At 59.3% G+C, this 18,973-nt stretch carries 20 protein-coding genes; 14 read left to right on the forward strand and 6 right to left on the reverse strand.

Annotated elements, in window-relative coordinates; translation table 11 throughout:
* Positions 1-221: 221 nt before the first annotated feature.
* Positions 222-1,256, reverse strand: coding sequence for an RcgR family putative quorum lactone hydrolase (locus tag G6N73_RS30465; RefSeq protein WP_165033677.1), 1,035 nt, complete (start codon positions 1,254-1,256; stop codon positions 222-224).
* Positions 1,246-2,859, reverse strand: a complete 1,614-nt coding sequence (locus G6N73_RS30470; protein WP_165033678.1) for an RcgA family putative transporter — start codon at positions 2,857-2,859, stop codon at positions 1,246-1,248. Before G6N73_RS30470 ends, G6N73_RS30465 begins: the two co-directional genes overlap by 11 nt.
* Before the next feature lie 204 nt (positions 2,860-3,063).
* Between G6N73_RS30470 and G6N73_RS30475 the strand changes: the two genes are divergently transcribed.
* On the forward strand, positions 3,064-3,429 hold the full coding sequence (locus G6N73_RS30475; RefSeq protein ID WP_165033679.1) for a hypothetical protein: 366 nt from the start codon (positions 3,064-3,066) through the stop codon (positions 3,427-3,429).
* 70 nt (positions 3,430-3,499) lie between these two features.
* Here G6N73_RS30475 and G6N73_RS30480 read toward each other — a convergent pair whose 3' ends face one another.
* From G6N73_RS30480 to G6N73_RS30495, 4 genes are all read right to left on the reverse strand, one after another.
* Complete coding sequence (locus tag G6N73_RS30480; RefSeq protein ID WP_246252700.1) at positions 3,500-3,823, reverse strand: hypothetical protein; 324 nt, start codon at positions 3,821-3,823, stop codon at positions 3,500-3,502.
* 184 nt (positions 3,824-4,007) lie between these two features.
* On the reverse strand, positions 4,008-4,703 hold the full coding sequence (locus G6N73_RS30485; RefSeq protein ID WP_165033681.1) for a thermonuclease family protein: 696 nt from the start codon (positions 4,701-4,703) through the stop codon (positions 4,008-4,010).
* Positions 4,700-5,236, reverse strand: coding sequence for a thermonuclease family protein (locus tag G6N73_RS30490; RefSeq protein WP_165033682.1), 537 nt, complete (start codon positions 5,234-5,236; stop codon positions 4,700-4,702). The genes G6N73_RS30485 and G6N73_RS30490 overlap by 4 nt, the downstream gene beginning before the upstream one ends.
* Entirely contained in the window at positions 5,233-5,835 is a 603-nt protein-coding gene (locus tag G6N73_RS30495) for a hypothetical protein (protein ID WP_246252703.1), read from the reverse strand. The genes G6N73_RS30490 and G6N73_RS30495 overlap by 4 nt, the downstream gene beginning before the upstream one ends.
* A gap of 146 nt (positions 5,836-5,981) precedes the next feature.
* Between G6N73_RS30495 and G6N73_RS30500 the strand changes: the two genes are divergently transcribed.
* From G6N73_RS30500 to G6N73_RS30560, 13 genes are read left to right on the forward strand one after another with little or no spacing between them, the layout of a single operon-like run.
* On the forward strand, positions 5,982-6,863 hold the full coding sequence (locus tag G6N73_RS30500) for a lytic transglycosylase domain-containing protein (RefSeq protein WP_246252701.1): 882 nt from the start codon (positions 5,982-5,984) through the stop codon (positions 6,861-6,863).
* 48 nt (positions 6,864-6,911) lie between these two features.
* The gene (locus G6N73_RS30505; RefSeq protein WP_246252704.1) at positions 6,912-7,211 is read left to right on the forward strand and encodes a TrbC/VirB2 family type IV secretion system protein; all 300 of its coding nucleotides are present in this window, start codon (positions 6,912-6,914) and stop codon (positions 7,209-7,211) included.
* 3 nt (positions 7,212-7,214) lie between these two features.
* Positions 7,215-7,514 (forward strand): VirB3 family type IV secretion system protein, encoded by a 300-nt coding sequence (locus G6N73_RS30510; protein WP_085462428.1) that lies wholly within the window; start codon positions 7,215-7,217, stop codon positions 7,512-7,514.
* Between the two features lie 2 nt (positions 7,515-7,516).
* A complete protein-coding gene (locus tag G6N73_RS30515; protein WP_165033695.1) occupies positions 7,517-9,931 on the forward strand; it encodes a VirB4 family type IV secretion/conjugal transfer ATPase in 2,415 nt (804 codons plus the stop codon).
* A complete protein-coding gene (locus G6N73_RS30520) occupies positions 9,928-10,992 on the forward strand; it encodes a lytic transglycosylase domain-containing protein (RefSeq protein ID WP_165033684.1) in 1,065 nt (354 codons plus the stop codon). Before G6N73_RS30515 ends, G6N73_RS30520 begins: the two co-directional genes overlap by 4 nt.
* Before the next feature lie 11 nt (positions 10,993-11,003).
* Complete coding sequence (locus G6N73_RS30525; RefSeq protein WP_165033685.1) at positions 11,004-11,702, forward strand: type IV secretion system protein; 699 nt, start codon at positions 11,004-11,006, stop codon at positions 11,700-11,702.
* The gene (locus G6N73_RS30530) at positions 11,699-11,923 is read left to right on the forward strand and encodes a hypothetical protein (protein ID WP_165033686.1); all 225 of its coding nucleotides are present in this window, start codon (positions 11,699-11,701) and stop codon (positions 11,921-11,923) included. Before G6N73_RS30525 ends, G6N73_RS30530 begins: the two co-directional genes overlap by 4 nt.
* Positions 11,924-11,932: 9 nt before the next feature.
* The gene (locus G6N73_RS30535) at positions 11,933-12,943 is read left to right on the forward strand and encodes a type IV secretion system protein (RefSeq protein WP_165033687.1); all 1,011 of its coding nucleotides are present in this window, start codon (positions 11,933-11,935) and stop codon (positions 12,941-12,943) included.
* A gap of 43 nt (positions 12,944-12,986) precedes the next feature.
* Positions 12,987-13,682: a VirB8 family type IV secretion system protein gene (locus G6N73_RS30540; RefSeq protein WP_165033688.1), complete on the forward strand. Its 696-nt coding sequence runs from the start codon at positions 12,987-12,989 to the stop codon at positions 13,680-13,682.
* Positions 13,679-14,488: a TrbG/VirB9 family P-type conjugative transfer protein gene (locus G6N73_RS30545; protein ID WP_165033689.1), complete on the forward strand. Its 810-nt coding sequence runs from the start codon at positions 13,679-13,681 to the stop codon at positions 14,486-14,488. The genes G6N73_RS30540 and G6N73_RS30545 overlap by 4 nt, the downstream gene beginning before the upstream one ends.
* Positions 14,488-15,702, forward strand: a complete 1,215-nt coding sequence (gene virB10, locus G6N73_RS30550) for a type IV secretion system protein VirB10 (RefSeq protein ID WP_165033690.1) — start codon at positions 14,488-14,490, stop codon at positions 15,700-15,702. Before G6N73_RS30545 ends, virB10 begins: the two co-directional genes overlap by 1 nt.
* On the forward strand, positions 15,683-16,714 hold the full coding sequence (gene virB11 / locus G6N73_RS30555; RefSeq protein ID WP_165033691.1) for a P-type DNA transfer ATPase VirB11: 1,032 nt from the start codon (positions 15,683-15,685) through the stop codon (positions 16,712-16,714). Before virB10 ends, virB11 begins: the two co-directional genes overlap by 20 nt.
* The gene (locus G6N73_RS30560; RefSeq protein WP_165033692.1) at positions 16,711-18,747 is read left to right on the forward strand and encodes a type IV secretory system conjugative DNA transfer family protein; all 2,037 of its coding nucleotides are present in this window, start codon (positions 16,711-16,713) and stop codon (positions 18,745-18,747) included. The genes virB11 and G6N73_RS30560 overlap by 4 nt, the downstream gene beginning before the upstream one ends.
* The last annotated feature ends 226 nt before the right edge of the window (positions 18,748-18,973 follow it).

Raw genomic sequence — 18,973 nt, forward strand, 5'->3', positions numbered from 1 at the left:
GTCACAGGCAACAAATGCCATGGGTGTTTCCAGATTGAGCTTGCGATTGACGCCAGCATTCACAAAAATCTGATCGACCTCTGTGCGCGCTCCCAGATCGCCGATCCGAACAAAACCGGCCATTGCCCGGACACGCACTGCCACAGAGGCACTGTTTCTGTTTGCCGACTAGGACCAGCGCCGTCAACTGTCCCGACATCAGCGAAACCGCTGTCCGGGACTTAACGGAATTGCTGTCCCGATCTTCCGAAATGCGCACTCGACAGAAACCGTTTCAAGCTCAAACCAGCCAGCAAAATGTAGGGCGGAATGGCAAGCGAATAGTGACCGCAGTTTAATTCCAGAATATTTGGCTGAGCGTCGGCGTCCTTCAGCCTTTGCATGAACCTCTGTGATAGCTCTGGCAAAACCACCCTGTCTCTCTTAGCCAGCACGACGTGTAGATCGAGGTCCGGCCGTGCCAAATTGTGCGCGTAATTCTCCAAGTTAAGCGGACCCCAGGCCGTTCTGAGATCGGTCAGATCAACTACAGGCTCAAGGCTATAGCGTATCGATCGCGTCGCGCGACCCGTCCAAACCATATCCGCCAGACTCCCCGCCGTCAGAAACAACGAGGCTTTTGACACCGCCAAGTCGTGCGCAGCTATCAACCCTGCAACCCAGGAGCCTAAGCTCATTCCGAGAACCGAAATATCTCGATAGCCATTTCTTTTCAACCAACGTATAAGTTTTCGTCCATCCAATACTGCCTGCCTTACAGATTGGATTGTTCGACCGAGGTTAGGGCTAAGCATATAGTCGGCGTGCACGGAGCCGGGACGGCTGCGTTCGAAGTGATAGGGCATAGCAATCTCGACAACCGTGATCCCACGCTGCGAGAAAAAGTTGGCAATCGGACGATTCCAGGCGCTTGCATTCCAATGGTGAAAAATCACCATCGCCTGATCGAACGACCCGCTTTCTGTGATTTTCGCCAAGACGATATTGTTCTGCTCTATATCAGTAGAAATGTCCGATGGAAATTTGAGCCACCCATCTTTCCTTTCAAAGCCCTGATTGCTCTCAGTCGGCTCATCGAAAAAGGCTGGATCAGCCACAGCCTGGTCCGCAAGGCCACAGAATTCCTCGATACTTGTTATCTTCCTCGCACCTGGAAAGGCGCGTTCCGCGTCAAGGACGAAATGCGTTGCTTTCTTCCGTTCCTCACCGCGTCGCGCCCGCCGCTCATCCCAATTATCAAGCCAACTATGAAACACTCTGATCGTTACCTAACTCGCTCGCTCGCCATCGCCCAAACCCTGGATTAAACAGGCCAAAAATCGCGAGCAGCACTCCAAGGCCCAGAAGGATCGAAAAGCCAGCAAATGCGTCGATCAGCAAGTAGCAAGCGACGAGTAACGCTACGACCGCCGACATCCTCCACAAAGGCATACAAAAACGGCGTTCGACACCTAAACGGATGGAACCATACAGAAATACAAAACAGGTCGAAATAGCGATAAGAAGGCTGCTGTAATGCGTCGGCCTACGATAGCTGATCCCGGCGCTCACCTCATTGCGTCCATAGAAAGCTGAAGACATATCGCCAACCAACCAGGCCACAATATTCTCTCCACGCGATGTCAGGTAAGCGCTCTGGACCTTCATGACTATGGCGATCAGAACCCCCAAAACAGTACACCGAAAAATTCCACGCATCACTCTGCGACTGGCTTCGTTGTGCTCGTGTTGATAATCCACTTCCAGCCGATTACTCGCTGCTTCTCCGATTCTCCCAAGATCATGGATCACCGTGTAGAGCAAAATGAGACCTACGAAGAACAGATAAAAGCACAGGCACATGTATAGGTAAGCGAGCCCCGTGAATACGACCGCTTCTGGCACCGATATGACCTCAGGGCGCACAATCGCTAACGAGCCCCAATCCGTCGCATAGTTGCCACCACCTTTCATCAACGGGATCAATGACACGCCCACCCATTGAAAAAGTCCGGCGAACAGCACACAAATCAAAAAAACCGCCCAATATGAATACGAAGAAGCTTCTACGCTGCGCGCCCAGGCATCGTCGCTTTCCATCTTGTCGCCCTGCGCTACAAGCTTTGGGCGGCCTTCATCTTTCCAAAAGGTCACTAGCTCGGTCACGAAGGCAAAAAACAGTGGCAAAAATACCATGAAGACGAATGTCCAATTCGCTGTCCAAAGAAACCCAACCTGCTTGACGACGCCATCCGCTCGGCCATATGTCACGCTGTGAATCCCCGTAATATACGACAAAAACCCAAGAGCGGTGACACCCGCAAACACCGACGCCGGTAAATTCAGGGTAGATCCGTGACTAAAAAACGCCTCCGATTTCCTCGCCAAACTAAAACGCCGCCTCGGCCCCTTGGCGTCAGTATCCCGTTTTAGCTCTGCCGGAGACGCTGTGTCGTCATCGAAGATCGCAGCCAGTGCTGTATCTGGAGTCTCCTGTGCAACGCTGCTTCCGGCTCTCTTCCATTCTCGTCTCTTGGCCGATAACCGCGATTGCGCCGCACTAAGCTCAATCTGCCATTCGCTGGTTGCCACCGGATCATCGCACCCAAAAACCCTCGCCAGCCAACGAATATTGGCAGTGCTAATTCCCTTCTCGTTCTCTTGAAACCAAAGCTGCACCGTTCGCAGATCGACCCCTATCCGGTTGGAATCGATCTGTGAAATCGCCTCTGCGAGAAGCTCGGGCGTCCATGGGCCTGCAGGAAACCCGTCCTTGCCCAATGGCCGACCAGCACCCGCCGCGGCCAACCGCTTGAATAATTCTTTGAAATCACTTTCGTCTCCCGGCGGAGGGAGAAATATTTTTCCATTCTTAATCAATGGCTTACAGGCGCTGCTTTCGTTCCGTTTCGCTGGGCTTCGTATCCTATCGTGCGCTCGTCCTCAATCAACGTTTTTATGAACCCCGCGAAGGACTACCAAACCGCGAGCGGGCTAACCGAATTTTGTCGAGGATGTCAGGAAGGGATGCAGTGCCGTTCCAGACCCGTGCCTGGAACCGGATTCCGGTATCTTCCTGGAAAAATGAAGATGATTGGATGTCTTTTTCCGCACCGCAGAACGATGGCATCGAGCATTGCGCGCCACAAGCGCGCGCGTCAGGGAAGGGTCGCGACCGAGGAACCGTCTGCATCGGCATGGAAATTTGTGCGTTGTCCGGCGCTGATCTTCTTTCGTTGGCACGAGAAGCGTGCTCTTTCCAATCTGATCGTGCTTGCGCCGGCAAACGCCGATGAGGCCCGTCAGAAACTTGTCTATCTCATAGCCGTGATGGTGGCTGATCCGGCAACACCGGATGCAATCGGCATCGCAAACGCGATCAAGTCGCTGAAGCCCTTTGAAGCAACACTGGCTCACTGCCTGAGTAAACGGAGAACGCCGTTTCAATGATTCGCCGTTGTGACGCACCATGCCGAACCGTCAATTTCGGGCGTGGTGGCAATGGAAAGCACAGACTTGTCTATTTGCGCAGATCGAACCAGTGGCGTGTCACCTTTCCATCGCCGACCGTGATGTCGAAATAATATGGATCCTCTCGTCTGGGGCGGGCCATCGTTACGGTTTCCTGGCAACCGTCGCGGCCGCCATAGCCTGACTGACAGCTGTTGCGAACCTGAATACAGAGGTCGCCCTGACCACCGCCATGATCTTGGTTGCTGGTTCCGACGCTCCATCCGGGAGGGCATTCCTTATAGGCTTCGTAGCCGGGCTTGCCGGTTCCGGCTTCAGGGCAAGTCGGCCAGGAAAATCCCCAGCTGCCCATCGCCGAAATCAGCCGGTTCATCGGTGGGTGACACGCTGGCACGCCACGCCAGGCCGGGTTCGAGGATGATGCGCACAGGAGCACTTCGCATCCCCATTCGCTCGCCTCAGCGCTATCGGTCAGCGAAACGCACGTCGCCGCGGAGAGGATTGTCGCAATCGGGATCATCCTGACAGGGTTCATAGTGACGTCTCCTTCGATCAGCCTATCGATCTGTTCGCTTCGGGCGCCTGCGTGCATCCTCGAACGGCGGGGAGATTTCGGTTTCGCGTTCGGCAAGCAGGTTGAAGTCCGCGATCGGACGTCGGGACAGCGTCCTATCCACAGCTTTGCGTCGCCACTCCGGCATATCGAGCACGTACGTTGCCCACATCCCGTGCCGGGCAGACTTGGCGTAGCTCTGCCAGGTCAGATATTCGGCCGGCGCCGGCGAGTTCACCCGGGCCCAGCCGACGCGCACCATCTCCAGGGCCAAATCGCGGCCGCGTACCGAGCAATAACCGAGGAGGGCGCTGTCGGCATCATAAGCGCGAACGATGCAGGTAACTTGTGCGCTGCCAACCGTGCGCTTCAACCAGGCCTTCGCCAGAGGACCGCATGGCACTGGCTTCGGGATCATGCTTTCGCCATCACGGCGAGGATCGTAGGACCATTGCGGCAGCTCGCAGACGTCGATCAAGGCCAGCCGTACCTTGTGGCCGCCCTTTGGGAACCAAAGTGTTCGCCCATCGATGACAGATGTCCGGCCGGAGATTCTTGTTGCCGCGCTCAAGGCAGGAACCGATCCTGCTTCGACGGAGGATCGTGTTTGATCGTGCAGGATGTCCGCCGAATGGACCGGAGAGGGCAGGGCGGCCACTAGCAGAGCCACCAGGCTCGACTTGATAGCAACTGACGTCATGGGGAGGTCGCTCCGCCGGCTGCACTTTGACCGAGCAGGAGCGCCGGATGCTGGACATCGTCGAATTGCCAGAGACCGACCTTCTTTTCTCGGGCGGCTTGCTCCACCACGGCGTAGGGCGCGTGATAGGGCAGGCCGCGTCCGTCGAGCGAGGCGAAGGCGAAGCCGGAGGAGATCATCAGATTGGCGAGATCCAGCCGGTCTGTCCCGATCGTTGCATAGCAGGACACGAAGACCATTCCGGCCGATTGCGCGACCTGCGCACAGACGGGATGTGTGTCGGCGACGTAGGCGGCAAGCACGGCCAAGGAGGCTTCCCCGCAGTCGCGATGAGCGCCCGACTTATCCGTATAGACTGTTCCGCGCAGACAGGCCTGCACACCGAAGAGGCGGAAGTGTCGGCCGCTGTCCTGCCAGCTGTCTCCGCTTTCGAGCGTCAAGCCTGGTTTCAGCTCGAAGTAGCCCTCCGGCGGTGCGGCCGTTGCCGGCGTCGACCCGAATATCATCGCGAGGAGAAGGGCAGGGGACCTCATTGCCCCGCGATCCTCGGATCGGCCCACATGCCATAGCCGCGCCGGCCGATGTCCTCGGCCTCCTTCAGGTCGGTTCTTGCGAACGTCCCATCCGACCGCTTTGCAATTCGGTGGCTGCCAAGCGAGACCAGTTGTTCCTCGAACATGTCCACGGTGTCTAGGCTGCCCGGGAAATTGTAGTAGCCGTAGCAGGTGGCATCCTGCGTCTTCGCGCCGGTCTCACTGACAAAGGCCCGGCAGTAGATCACACGTGGAGACTGGAGAAGCGTCGCCAGACCCTGTCGGGCGTAGTCATCACAGGATCCGGCAAAATTTTCCTTGCGGTTGACCATGTCGCCCTGGCACGGCTCGATCCCGTAGAGGCGAACTGTCAAACTGGTGTCCACCCGGAAGTCAGTTGGAGAGACCGCCTTGAATCCGGAAGCTGACGCGTAGCCTTTGCGCTCCGAAACTTTCCCCTGGCCGTCATAGTACTCCATGACCAGCACCGTCTTTCCGGGCGCCGCCAGCGAACGGACGTAGGCCTCGTCCACCGGCTCGGCCGCATAGGCCGGCAGGCCCGCGCTGATCGCCGCCAAACAACCGGCTACTCGTCTCATGTGCAGTCGCCTCCAGGTTGTCACCTTGCTCGACATTGACCTGCCTCTTCTCTCTTTGCAAGAAAAATAACAATCAAATTGACATTGTTTTTTCTCTCCCCTAACCATTGCCGTATCTGTCGTTACAAGGCTTTGGATGCGGACCCATGGCGATGCAGGCAAAATCACCGTCGATAGCGCCGATCTTGGCGGTGACAATCCTCACAAGCATATGCGTTACGTCGACCGGTGCAGCACTGGCATCCGAACTGTCTGCGTCCATGGCTTTCCAGCCAACTGGAACAGGCGAAAATCGGCCCCAGCATGGCGCTCTGCCGTCTGCCGACACCGTTGCTGAAGCAAGGTGGGCGCGGCTGAATGAAGACTATGTGCTGGGGGAGAGTGGTCAGATCGTTCCCGAACACCAAGCGCCGGAGCTGATCGGAGTGCCGGCAGCCGCTGCAGACGGTCCTGAAACAAACGACAATCATTTTGATAGTGGTATTCAGTTTGGCACGCCTGAGTGCGGTCCATCGCCGGCGACGCCCGCCGAGATCACGCGCCTCGTTGTCGAGGCGGCGGAGCGGCACAATGTCGACGTGGGATTCGCCGTCGCGGTTGTCACCGCCGAAAGTCGACTCGATCGGCTTCGCAATTCGCCCAAGGGCGCGCGCGGACCCATGCAGCTAATGCCTGCGACGGCCAAGCGATTCGGTGTGACAGATATCTGCGATCCGGAAGAGAACATCGATGGCGGGGTCCGTTACCTCCGCGAGTTGACCGACGAATTCCGCAATCCGCTTCTCGTCGCTGCTGCCTACAACGCCGGCGAGATGCGCGTGCGTGAGCATGGCGGCATTCCCCCGTTCAAGGAAACGCTCGGGTACGTCGCCGAAGTGCTCAACATCGAGATGGGCATTGAGGGAAGCGGCTCGACCAGGGGCGAATCGCCTGACGCGGCCGACGAACACCAGCGATCTTCCACAGCAACTGGAGTCATCACGTCGCGCGAACGCCGCCAGTGGGTCGGCGGTGTCATGCATTTCTAGCAGGAGGTCACCATGAACGACGTTTCCTATTCGCCCGCTGCTCGGCCAATGCCAATGCCGATTGCATTCGTCACGATGCTGGCCATCTGTCTTGTGTTTGCAGAGCCGGCGTTAGCGCAATCCTCTGGTGCCTTTGCGCCGCTGGAAACCGCGGTCCAGATGATCGTGGATTTCATCACCGGGCCGTTCGGTCGGCTTCTTGCCATCATCGCGGTGATCGCGCTCGGCTTTCTTGCCTTCGCTGGACGCCTCTCCTGGTTCACCGCCGGCGCGGTCGTCCTCGGCATCGGTTTGGTCTTCGGCGCGCCGGCGATCGTGGACGAGATGATTGCGGCGGTGGGGAACTGAACCATGGTCGAGTTCACTGACGAAAAGCCCCATCTAACGCCGTTAGTGATCGGTCTGACCCGCCCTCCGATGATGTGGGGCATCCCGCTCAATGCCTTCTACATCATCGTCGGCTTCACGCTGATCGCATTCCTGGTGAGCACAAGCTTCTGGTCGGCGCTGATAGCGCCGCTGATCTACCTCGCGCTCTTTGCCTTCTGCAGCCGCGACATCCGAATCCTCGATCTCGCCCAGGTCGTCGGGCGCCGCACGCCGCGGACGCCGAACCGGCTCTTCTGGCGCACGAACTCGTACGGGCCATGATCATGTTGAACGTCGTCGTCGAAGAGCTTGGATTTGGACGCGAGCGCCGGCGCGAACGGCCAATGTCGAACCATATTCCGTATCTGCGTCATCTCGCCGACACCGTGATCGGCCTCGAAAGCGGCGCGATCCTTTCGGTGATCAAACTGGATGGACTGTTCTTCCAGACAGAGGATCAGGCCGAGCTCAATATGCGAGCGGCCGTCCAGAACACGCTGATCCGCGCGCTCGGCTCGAGCCGCTATTCGCTCTGGTCGACGGTGATCCGTAAGGAGGTCAAGCCCTCGATCGGCGGGGTCTTCTCGGACCCGTTCTGCGATCTTCTGAACACACGCTACATGGCGTCGCTGCGCGACAAGCGCATGTTTACCAACGAACTCTATCTCACGATCATCCGTTCCGGGATGCGTGGCGCGCTCGGCGCCGCCGAAGGCTTCTCGCGACTGCTCGACCGCTCCTCCGGCAAAGAAGTCCTTGAGCAGCGGCTGCACGAACGCATCAACGAACTCGAAGAGATCGTGGGCAACGTCACGCGTGAGCTCCAAAAGTACGGCGCGCGTCCGCTCGGCGTTGTCTACCGCGACGGCGATCCGTACTCGGAACCTTGCGCCTTCATCAACGCGCTGCTCACCTGCGGCATCGCGCGCGACCTGCGCCTGCCGCGTATGGGCATCCGCAGCTACGTCGGCACATCGCGCCTGCATTTCTCGAAGCGGACGTTGCAGGCGCAGGGTCCGACCGAGGCAGAGAACCGCTTCGGCGCGATGCTGTCGATCAAGGAATATCCTCCATTCTCCGGACCGGGGATGCTGGATGGGCTCCTGCAGATGAATCACGAGTTCATCTGCACCCAGTCTTTCACGCTGGCTGACAAGCCAATCGCGCAGGAGCGCATTTCCCGGCTGCAGCGCCAGATTCACGCGTCGGATGAATCGGGCAGCACAGTCGAGACGGACATCGACTTCGCACTAAACAGCCTGCTCAACCAGGAAGCCGTCTTCGGCTATCACCATTTCAGCCTTTTGTGCCTGTCGAGCGACTTCAATGGCCTCGACAAGGCTGTCGCCGAACTCGGCTCCTGCCTCACCGACATGAACATCAACTGGCTGCGCGAGGACCTCAACATGGAGGCCTCGTTCTGGGCGCAGCTGCCCGGCAATCACGCCTACATCGCACGCTCCTGCATGCTGTCGAGCTCGAATTTTTCGGGTTTCTCGTCACTCCACAATTTCGCGAATGGCTCGGCTAGCGGCAACCACTGGGGACTACCGATCTCCATCCTCGAGACGACGTCGCAGACGCCATACTGGTTCAATTTCCATCAGCGCGACATCGGCCATTTTTTGGTCACCGGCCCGACCGGCTCTGGCAAGACCGTGGCGCTGACCTTCCTACTCGCCCAAGCGTTCCGGGTCTCGCCGGAGCCGCGCGCCGTGTTCTTCGACAAGGACCGCGGCGCCGAGATTTTCATTCGTGCCGTCGGCGGCGATTATGAGGTGCTCCAGCCCGGCGTCGCGACCGGCTTCAATCCGCTGCAACTGGAAAACACCGCGACAAATCGCGAGTTTCTGCATCGCCTCCTCAAGGCCATGCTCGACCCTGCTGACGGCAGCGGCTTCAGCCAAGAAGAAGAGGATACGCTGGAGCGGGCGATCGGCCGTATCTGCCAGGAGCCGTTCGAACAGCGCACGCTTGCCAATCTGTCCGGCCTGTTGATGGGCAGGGCGCGTTCCGATGCGAACGATCTCCAGTCACGTCTGCGTCCCTGGTTCGAGGGCGAAAAGGCCTGGCTCTTCAATGCTTCGCGCGACGTGTTGTCCTTTTCGGGCCGACGCATCTTCGGCTTCGACATGACACACATCCTCGACAATCAGGATGTGCGCACGCCGGCGCTCATGTACCTCTACCACCGGCTGGACGAGCTCCTCACCGGCGAGCCGGTTCTCATCTTCATGGACGAAGCTTGGAAGCTCCTGCAGGATCCGGTCTTCTCAAACTACATCGTCGACAAGATGAAGACGATCCGCAAGCTCAACGGGATCGTCGGGTTCGGCACACAGTCGGCGGCCGATATTGCCCGTTCGCCGCAATCGCACACGCTGATCGAGCAGTCCGCGACCAATCTGCATTTCCCGAATCCGCGCGCGGACGAGGAAAGCTACATCCGGCGCTTTGGCCTGACCGCCAAGGAATACGCCTTCATTCGTAACACCCCGCCCGAGCGGCGGACATTTCTGATCAAGCACGGCAACGACTCCGTCATCGCCAGGCTCGATCTCTCCTCCGTGCCGGATCTCGTGCGCGTGATGTCTGGCCGCAAGGAGACGATCGAGCAATGTGCAGCACTTCGCGCACAGCTCGGCGACGATCCGGCGAAGTGGCTGCCTGTTTTCTGCGGCTGGGAGGTTCCAGCATGATCTGGCGTCTTTCCCTGCTTCTGGTATTTGCGGCATCACCGGCGCTTGCTGACATTCCGACGATCGACAATACGGTCCTCGACGAGCGCGAGGATCGCGACCAGAAAACCGGCGAGATCGAGAAGGTCGACGAGGAGCGCTACGTTAACAATCAGAGCGTGACCTGCTCCATGTACCGGCCGGCCCGCAAGGAAGATCCGGTCGGCGCGGCGAATGCCAATCCGGCGACCGCCGGCCTGGTTCGTCGTATTGCGCGTGAGGAGGGCGTCGACGAAAACCAGTTCCTGGCGCTCGTCTACCAGGAAAGCCGCTTTAACCCGTGCGCCAAATCTCCAATGGGCGCCGTCGGCCTTGCGCAGCTGATGCCTGGAACTGCGGGCGGTCTCGGGGTCGATCCCTACAATATCGAGCAGAATCTGCGCGGCGGCGCGCGCTACTACAAGCAGCAGCTTCGAAAGTACAACGGCAATGTCTCGCTGGCACTTGCCGCCTACAACGCCGGCGCAGGGAACGTGAACAAATATGGTGGCATCCCGCCGTTCAAGGAAACGCAGGGCTATGTCGCCAACATAACCCAAAAGTGGCTTCCGGCCTTCGGCGGCTCCGACAAGTCTGGCATCCCGCTCAACTATGGTGGTGGCGGCGCTTACGAGGGCGCCCGGACCAGCACGATGAACGCAATAGGCCTGACCGCGGCAATCGGGGAAGGGTCCGGCGATGTGACGTCTTGGCTCACGCAACTCGGCGACATGGGAGCCGGCACGATTCAGGACAGCTGGGATCATAATGCGGGTGCGCGCAACGCGAACATCGAGCTCATCAACCGGCTGATCCTGCTAGGCGCGGGCTTTGCCGATCTCAGCAATTCCAGCAACGCCATGACGCTTGGCGACCTGTCAGGCGCCAACCGATCCACCCGTTACGAGATGGGCGACGACCATGACACCCGACCAGTCGCCGGCTTCTGCTACGAGCGCGGAGGCTTTGTCTGGGACAGCGCGGCAAAGGCGTGTGTCCAGCGCATCGATGCGCAAACTGAACTGCTTCTCGAGACACAATGACGGAGATTAACATGAAACGTTCATTGGCAATCCTGGCTTTCGTCGGCGTAGGCATCGCGCCGGCTGCAGCCGATATCCCGGTTATCGACAAGACAAACTATGCGGTCGCTCGGGACACGGCCGAAAAGACAGGCAAGATCCTCGACACGAACAAGGAAATCCTAGGCACGGTCGAGGAAACCCTGAAGGCCGTCCCCGGCGACCGCGGCGGCGACGCTGGTCCTCTGAAGGATGTCGCGATCGGCAACGGCTTTAGCGTCTCCTCCATGCCGTCATTCGACAGCATTCTGAAGAGCGGAATCGCCGATTTCGGATCGCTCGATCCCAAGGTGGTGGAAGCCGCCACGCTTTTCATCAACGGCCTACAGCTCGTGCGCTCTCTTTCGGGCAAGGAAAACAGCTCGCTTGCCAGCGACAAATCCTACGAAGAGCTCATGAAAACGGTGATGGGCGTCTCGGCTCTGATCACTGGCTCGCAGCAGGCGGTCGAAACGCGCCGCTCCGCACTCGAAACCGCAGGCGGGGACATCGGCAAGGCCGAGGACATCAAAGGATCGATCGACCAGAACACGCAGCTACAGGTCCAGACGGGCCTGACGTTGAACGAGATGATCGGCGTGCTGAATGCCGGCGTGCAGTCGCTGCACGCCGAGAACCAACGCAAGCTGACCGACATGTCGAACACCAGAAAAGCGCTGCGGTACGAATGAGAGGGCGGCAATGGATCTCGAATGCTCTGGTGTTCGCGCTGGCCGTTCTCGCCAGCGGATGCGGCACACCGCGCGAGAAGACGGCACCGTGCAAACGACCGGCCAATCTGTCCAGCTATGCCAGCACGGGGGACGAGTGCGGGCCGATGATGTTCGTCAATGCAGACAGGGCCGCGGCATTGGCCGCAATCCAGGATTTGGCAACCGGCGACGAAAAATAGGGCAGGGCTGTGGACGACTTCATTGGCGAACTGTTGGACCGGATCGATGCTTCGGGAGAGAATTTCTCGCAGAGCGCCTACGAGGCGCTGAGCCAGGATCTCGAGCCGCTTCTGCGCCTGCTCTTCGTCCTTGCCGTCCTGTTCTACGGCGTACAGCTTTTCCTCGGGACGTCACGCCTCAGTGTCGCCGAGATCATCAGTCGGCTGGTGCGCGTCTTCGTCATCCTGGTGCTGGTCGGTACCTGGTCGAACTTCAACGATCTTGTTTATGGCTGGCTGACAACGGTTCCGGAAGCGGCCGGCCGCGCCATCCTGGCGGCATCGGGCACGGGCGTGACCGAACCCACCAATGGGCTATCGCAGATCTGGAAGACCGCGAACACCGCCGCTGCGGCCTTCTCTGAACAGGCTGGTTATCTGTCCGTCCTCCCGGCCTTGATCGGCATGATCATCATGGTCTTTGCCGGCCTGTTCGTTGCCATCGCGCTGGGCATTCTCGTGCTAGCCAAGGTTGTGCTGTGGGTGCTGCTGGGCACCGCGCCGATCTTCATTGCCTGCTTCTTTTTCGATGTGACCCGTAGCTATGCCATGGGATGGCTGAACCAGTCGCTGCTCTATGCGATCATTCCGCTGTTCGTCTACGTGATCGCCGCGTTCCTGATCGCGGCGATGGAACCAGAACTGACAACGATTGATAGCATCTCCGGCAATCGTGAACTAAAGCTCAGCGACTTTGCGGCTTTCATCATGCTTTGCCTTGCTGGCAGCTTCGTTCTTCTGCAGGTGCAATCGCTCGCGCAAGGCATAGCTGGCGGGTTGGCGACGCCGATCGGGCCTCGTTCGCGGCAGATGACCACGCGAGGAATTTTCTGGAGCCGCGAAGCGATTGGTCAATCGGCGCGCCAGACTCGGGCAGCAGTCCATCGCGTCCAGGCTCGACTTCACTCACCACGGCAGGATGGCGCGGGCGCCTCCATGCAGCGCGCGATCACGTCAAATGGAACGCCTCGGCAGACGTGAGGCAAGTTGATGTTGGATCTCGAACAACAAGAAAAGGGCAGGGATGGCAGACAAATCCGAATCCGCGCTGCGGTCCTATTTCCAGCAAGGCGACATCTGGGAGCAGGAGATCATCAAGCGGGCGAAGCGCTCGGCGCGCGTCGCCTGGTTCTTTTCGATCGTCTTTGCCGGGATCGCCCTGCTCAGCCTGCTCGCCGTGGTGCTGATGCTGCCGCTGAAGAGCTTCGAGCCTTATGTCGTCACCGTCGATCAGACGACGGGCTACATCGAAGTCAAGTCGGGCCTGACACGACCAGCCAATCTCACCGAACAGCAGGCGATCACCCAGGCCAATGTCGTGCGCTATATCCGTGCCCGCGAAGGCTACGATCCCTATGCCATCACCGAGAATTTTGGGATCGCGGCGCTCCTGTCCGCGGACGAAGCGGCGCGGGAACTGCAAACCCTCTACAGCGCGGCAAATGCGCAGAACCCCACAAAGGTCTATGGGCGGCTGAAGCGGGTCCTCGTCGAGATCAAATCAGTGACGTTCCCGAACACCAGCACGGCGATCGTCAGGTTCTCCACCAACGAACGCAGCGACACGGAATCGATCGTCCGTCATTGGATCTCCGTCGTTCGCTTCCGCTATACCGACACACCGGTCCGCAACGAATGGCGCTTCGAGAACCCTCTCGGCTTCCAGGTCTATTCGTACCGCCGGGACCAGGAAACGGTCACGCCCGGAGATCCGCAATGAGAGCCCGCTCCTGGACGGCTGCGCTCATGCTGTGCGGGTCCCTGTGGCCGGCGATGGCGGCGCAGACCCCGAAGGGCGGTTCTCTCGATGCGCGGGTGACCAGCGTCACCTATCAGGAGAACAACGTCGTTCAGGTTTTCGCGACCTACGGCATCTCAACCATGATCATCTTCGACGAGGACGAGAAATTCAAAACGATCTCGCTCGGCGACACAGAGAGCTGGCAGGTCGTCCCAACTGAGAAAGGCAACATCCTCTTCGTCAAGCCGACCGCCAAGGACGTAGTAACGAACATGAACGTCGTCACTGACAAGCGTATCTACTATCTCGAACTGCACGATTTCGCGCCAGAGGCCGGCCGCAAGGTATTTGGAATCCGGTTCCATTACCCGGAGAAGAATCTCAATGCCGCCTTGCGGCAGGAGGCCGAACAACGCGCTGCCTGGCCAAATATCTCCGGCATCGACAAAGCCAACGTGAACATCGACTATTCGTTCTCGGGTGATGCCCGTCTGAAGCCGCTCATGGTCTTCGATGACGGAAACAAGACCTTCTTCAAGTTCGACCGACGCGTGCCGGCGATCTTCGCGGTCAACTCGGATTTTTCCGAAACGCTCCGAAACTTCCGCAGGGAAGGGGAGTACATCGTGGTCGACGGGACGGCGATCCAGTTCACCTTGCGTGATGGCGATCAGTGGATCTGCATCTTCAATCTCAGGAAGCCGGATTTCGCCGCGCCCGATCCGGCAATCCTCGGGCCAGTCGAAGATGACAACGCAAAACGCCGGCGCCGGAGCGGAAACTGATGAAGCGCTCCCCCGAACTCGAGGCCCTCGGTCAAAGCGACGACCCCGTCATTGCCGACAATGGCGTTCGTCGCAAGCAACTCGTCGGCGGCGCGGTCTTGCTTCTGATGGGCTTGGTCGCCGGCTATATGGTTCTCGCCAGCAGGCAGCCGCCCGTCCGCGACATGCTCGATGGCGACGAAGAGTTCACCACCACGACGTTTCGACCGCCGTCCTTCGTGCGCGAAGGCGAGCCCGAACCGGAACCGCCGGCGCCGGAAATTGTCCAAATACCGCCGCCACCACCTCCGCCTCCTCCAGTTGAAGAGGCCGATACGACCAAGTTCGAGGTACCACCACCCCCTGTTCCCGGCGCGCCACCGCCACCGGAAGCGGTCGTTGCGCCGGCTGAAGAATTCCCCGAACGTTTCCGCTCGAAACTGGTCGTGGTCGACAATGCCGCCGACGGGCAGGGCAGCCTGATCGGGAACGAAGGAGAGGGGCTCACCGTCGCCGGTGAGGATCGCAGCAGCAAGTTTCTGGCCGCGGCCTCAAGCATTGGCGACCGCGGCGCCAAGGCGCGAAAGATCGAGCGCATCGACGCACTCGTTCCTGAAGGCACGTTGATCCCTGGAATATTAGAGACGGCTATCGTCAGCGACCTTCCCGGGCAGGTGAGGGCGATCGTCTCTCAGGACGTCTATTCGTTTGACGGTCGACGTATCCTGATCCCGACCGGCACCCGGCTTATCGGCGAGTACCAGTCCGAGATCACGCGCGGCCAGACGAGAATTTTCGTGGTCTGGACCCGCATGCTGCGCGATGACGGCGTGTCGGTCCGGCTGAACTCGATCGGCGCCGACAGCCTGGGCCGTGCCGGCCTGACCGGGCGCGTGGACAAGAAGTTCCGGGAGCGGTTCGGCGCGGCCATTCTGCTGTCGATCATCGGCGCCGGCGCCAGCTACCTGACTGGTTACGGCAGCGAGGCCGCGGCCGGAGATAGCGACGATGCGCAAAACGCTGAGGAGCTAGCCCGTGAGACCCTCGCGCAGACCTTCTCCGACATGGCCAATCAGGCATTGGGAGACTCCTTGCGAATTCCACCAACGATCAGCGTCAGCCAGGGCGAGCGCATCTTCGTCTTCGTTCGTCAGGACCTCGATTTTTCCGCCATGTACGAGGATCCCGTGACCGAGGCACTGAGGGAGATCCGTCGTGAACGTAATCTCAACTAGCTTCGCCGCCGAGCAAAAACATCATTTTCTGAACCGGGCGCTAGAGCCGCTGCGGCCATTTCTTGATGACAGCCAGGTCGTCGAGATCTCCATCAACTCTCCGGGCCAGGTTTATGTAGAGCGGCTGGGCTCGGCCCACATGGAACACTATGAAATACCTGAGCTCACCGCCGACGAGATCGTCAACATCGGCGAGCGCGTCGCGGCGACAACCAATCAGTTCATCAACCGGTCAAGTCCGATCCTCAGCGCCGCCCTGCCGACAGGAGAGCGAATACAGGTCGTCCTACCGCCCGCCGCGCCCGAGGGCGGCGCAGTTTCCATTCGCAAACAAGTCATCAGCAACTTCACGCTCGACGACTATCGCGATCAGGGATCGCTTGATCAGGTGACGGTCGCCGTCGGCGGTCTCAGCGAGACCGATCATACGTTGATCGAACGGCTGTCTGACAAGGATATCTACGGCTTCATTCGAACGGCCATCATCAATCGCGTGTCCATACTGATCAGCGGCGGCACCTCCAGCGGCAAGACGACATTCCTCAACGCGTGCCTCAAATCAGTCGACCCGCATGAACGTATCATTACGTTGGAAGATACGCGGGAGCTCTTCCCGCCGCAGAATAACGCGGTGCATCTGCTCGCCTCTCGCGGCGAGCAGGGAACGGCCAGCGTGACGATCCAGTCCTTGCTCGAGGCCTCGCTACGCATGCGACCGGATCGGCTTTTCGTCGGGGAGGTGAGGGGATCGGAAGCGTTCGCCTTTCTGCGCGCCATCAATACGGGCCATCCAGGTTCGATGTCGACGGTCCATGCCGACACGCCGCTTGGCGCCTACGAGCAGCTCGCCATGATGGTGATGCAGTCGGGCTTATCGGCCGCCTATCCGAAAGCCGATCTCATCTCCTATATCCAGAGCGTCATTCCGATCGTGATCCAGTTACGCAGGGAAGGGGGCAGACGCGGCGTCTCGGAGATCTTCTTCGCTCGCGAACGAATGGACACGCTATGACCAGCTCGCTTCGGGTCTTCTATATCGGCTTCTGCCTGACTGTGGCCTTTGCCGTCTGGCTGTTGGCCTACGGCCTTGGTTTGCAGCTGCTCTATGGCGATGGTCGGGTCCTGCAGGCGACCATCACCACAAATCCCTTCGCACCATTCCAGCAGATCATCGCCTATAGCGACAGCGGTGTCCTGCGGGTGGTAGCGATCGGGGCGCTTCTTCCCGCTGCTCTTGTGGCCAGTATTGTCGCTTATGTAGGCCTCCGCCCAATCTCGAGTCCCCTCGGTGACGCCCGCTTCCAGACCACGATGACGCTCCGACGCGATGGTTGGTTCAAGAAGAAGGGAAAAATCCTTGGACGGTTCGGACGCCGGATCCTTCGAGTTGAGGACGATCGGCATCACCTGATCATTGGACCGACACGCTCGGGGAAGGGGGCTTGCTACGTCGTTCCAAACGCGCTTTCGCATGAAGGCTCGATGATCGTAACCGATTTGAAGGGAGAGATCTTCCGCAGCACCGCTGGCTACCGCAAATCGAAGGGCAACCAGGTCTTTCTCTTTGCTCCGGGATCGGAAAGGTCGCATCGCTACAACCCGCTCGATTTCATCCGGACGGACCGTGGTGACCGCACCACCGACATCCAGAACATCGCCGCAATCCTCGTTCCCGAAGTCAGCGAATCCGAGAATTCGATCTGGCAGGCCACCGCCCAGCAGGTCATCGCCGGCGCAATCAGCTACATCAACGAAAGCGTCTACTATAAGGGACATCGCACTCTCGGCGAGGTCACGTCCTTCTTCAACAGCGGCGTAAACCTCCAGGCGATGATGACGCTCATCAAGGAGCGTGAGCCCTATCTGTCCCGTTTTACGATAGAGAGCTTCAACGCCTACATCGCCCTGTCCGAGCGCGCCGCCGCGTCTGCGCTCCTCGACATCCAGAAAGCCCTGCGGCCGTTCCGCAATGAGCGAGTCGTGGCTGCGACATCGGTGACCGACATGGATCTGCGCGCTTTGAAGCGCCGCCCGATCTCGATCTACCTCGCTCCCAACGTCACCGACATCACGCTGCTACGACCGTTGCTCGCACTCTTCGTGCAGCAGACCCTCGACACATTGATGCTTGAGCAAACAGAGCGTTCGGTACCGGTCTACTTCTTGCTCGACGAGTTCCGTCAGTTGAAGAAGATGAGCGAGATCACGACCAAGCTGCCCTACGTGGCTGGCTACAATGTGAAGATGGCCTTCGTCATTCAGGACCTGAAGAACCTGGACGAGATCTATGGTGAGACATCCCGGCACTCGCTAATGGGCAACTGCGGCTACCAGCTCGTCCTCGGCGCCAACGACCAGGTGACAGCGGAGACCGTATCGAAGGGCCTGGGCAAGCGCACCGTCCGATACAAGACCGAGTCCCGCACGATCGAGCTGATGGGCCTGCATCGCCGCACCAAGATCGAGCAGTTGAGGGAGCGCGACCTGATGATGCCGCAGGAGGTGCGGCAGATGCCGGGAGACAAGATGGTCATCCTGGCCGAAGGGCAGGGGCCGATCTTCGCCGACAAGCTGCGGTTTTTCCGGACAGCGCCGTTCCGGGAGATGGAGAGGTTCTCACAGACCCATTTGCCGGACGTGCCGGCAACCGAGTTTTTGCCACAGCGGCCGGCTCCAGCGACAACCGGCGCATATGTCGGCGAACACATCGATGCTTCCAAACCGGAGGAACTGAAAGCCGGCCCCGATAAAGTGGCAAAACTTCCCGGCAGGAGGCCGGCGTTAACTTCAAACGTCCCCGCCAAGGGGCTCGACGGGCAAGCTTCGATGCCTGCCGTGAGAAGGGCCTCGGCGCGAGGTCGCTCGGATGGCGCCTCAGCCAGCTCGCTTGACGCGGATTTCGCGAAGGCCGCAAGGCGATTGAAGACGCTTGCAAAGGCAGCGAGCAAACCCGGAAGTCCGCGCGACAAATCAGGCAATTGGGAACTGATTTTCGACGCCACCATACCTGACGAGCTTGAGATCGCTGAGGCGGAAGCTGTGTAACCAGCAGCGGGCAGTCCGACGTGACTCGAACACATCCGGCCGAGCGCCCACCGCAGTAGGCCTGGTCCGTGAGGCCCAAGCTATCGCAAGAGCGCTTATCCTTGCCTACCAGCGCGGTATAGTGGATCGCCACGAACTCATCCGACTAGCCGATGTCGCTGTTGATTAACAAAAACTGAACAGTGGATAGCTTAGTAAAATCAATAACTTAGTTCCATAAACTAGT

The organism is Allomesorhizobium camelthorni (genome assembly GCF_011045125.1).
Lineage (GTDB): Bacteria > Pseudomonadota > Alphaproteobacteria > Rhizobiales > Rhizobiaceae > Allomesorhizobium > Allomesorhizobium camelthorni.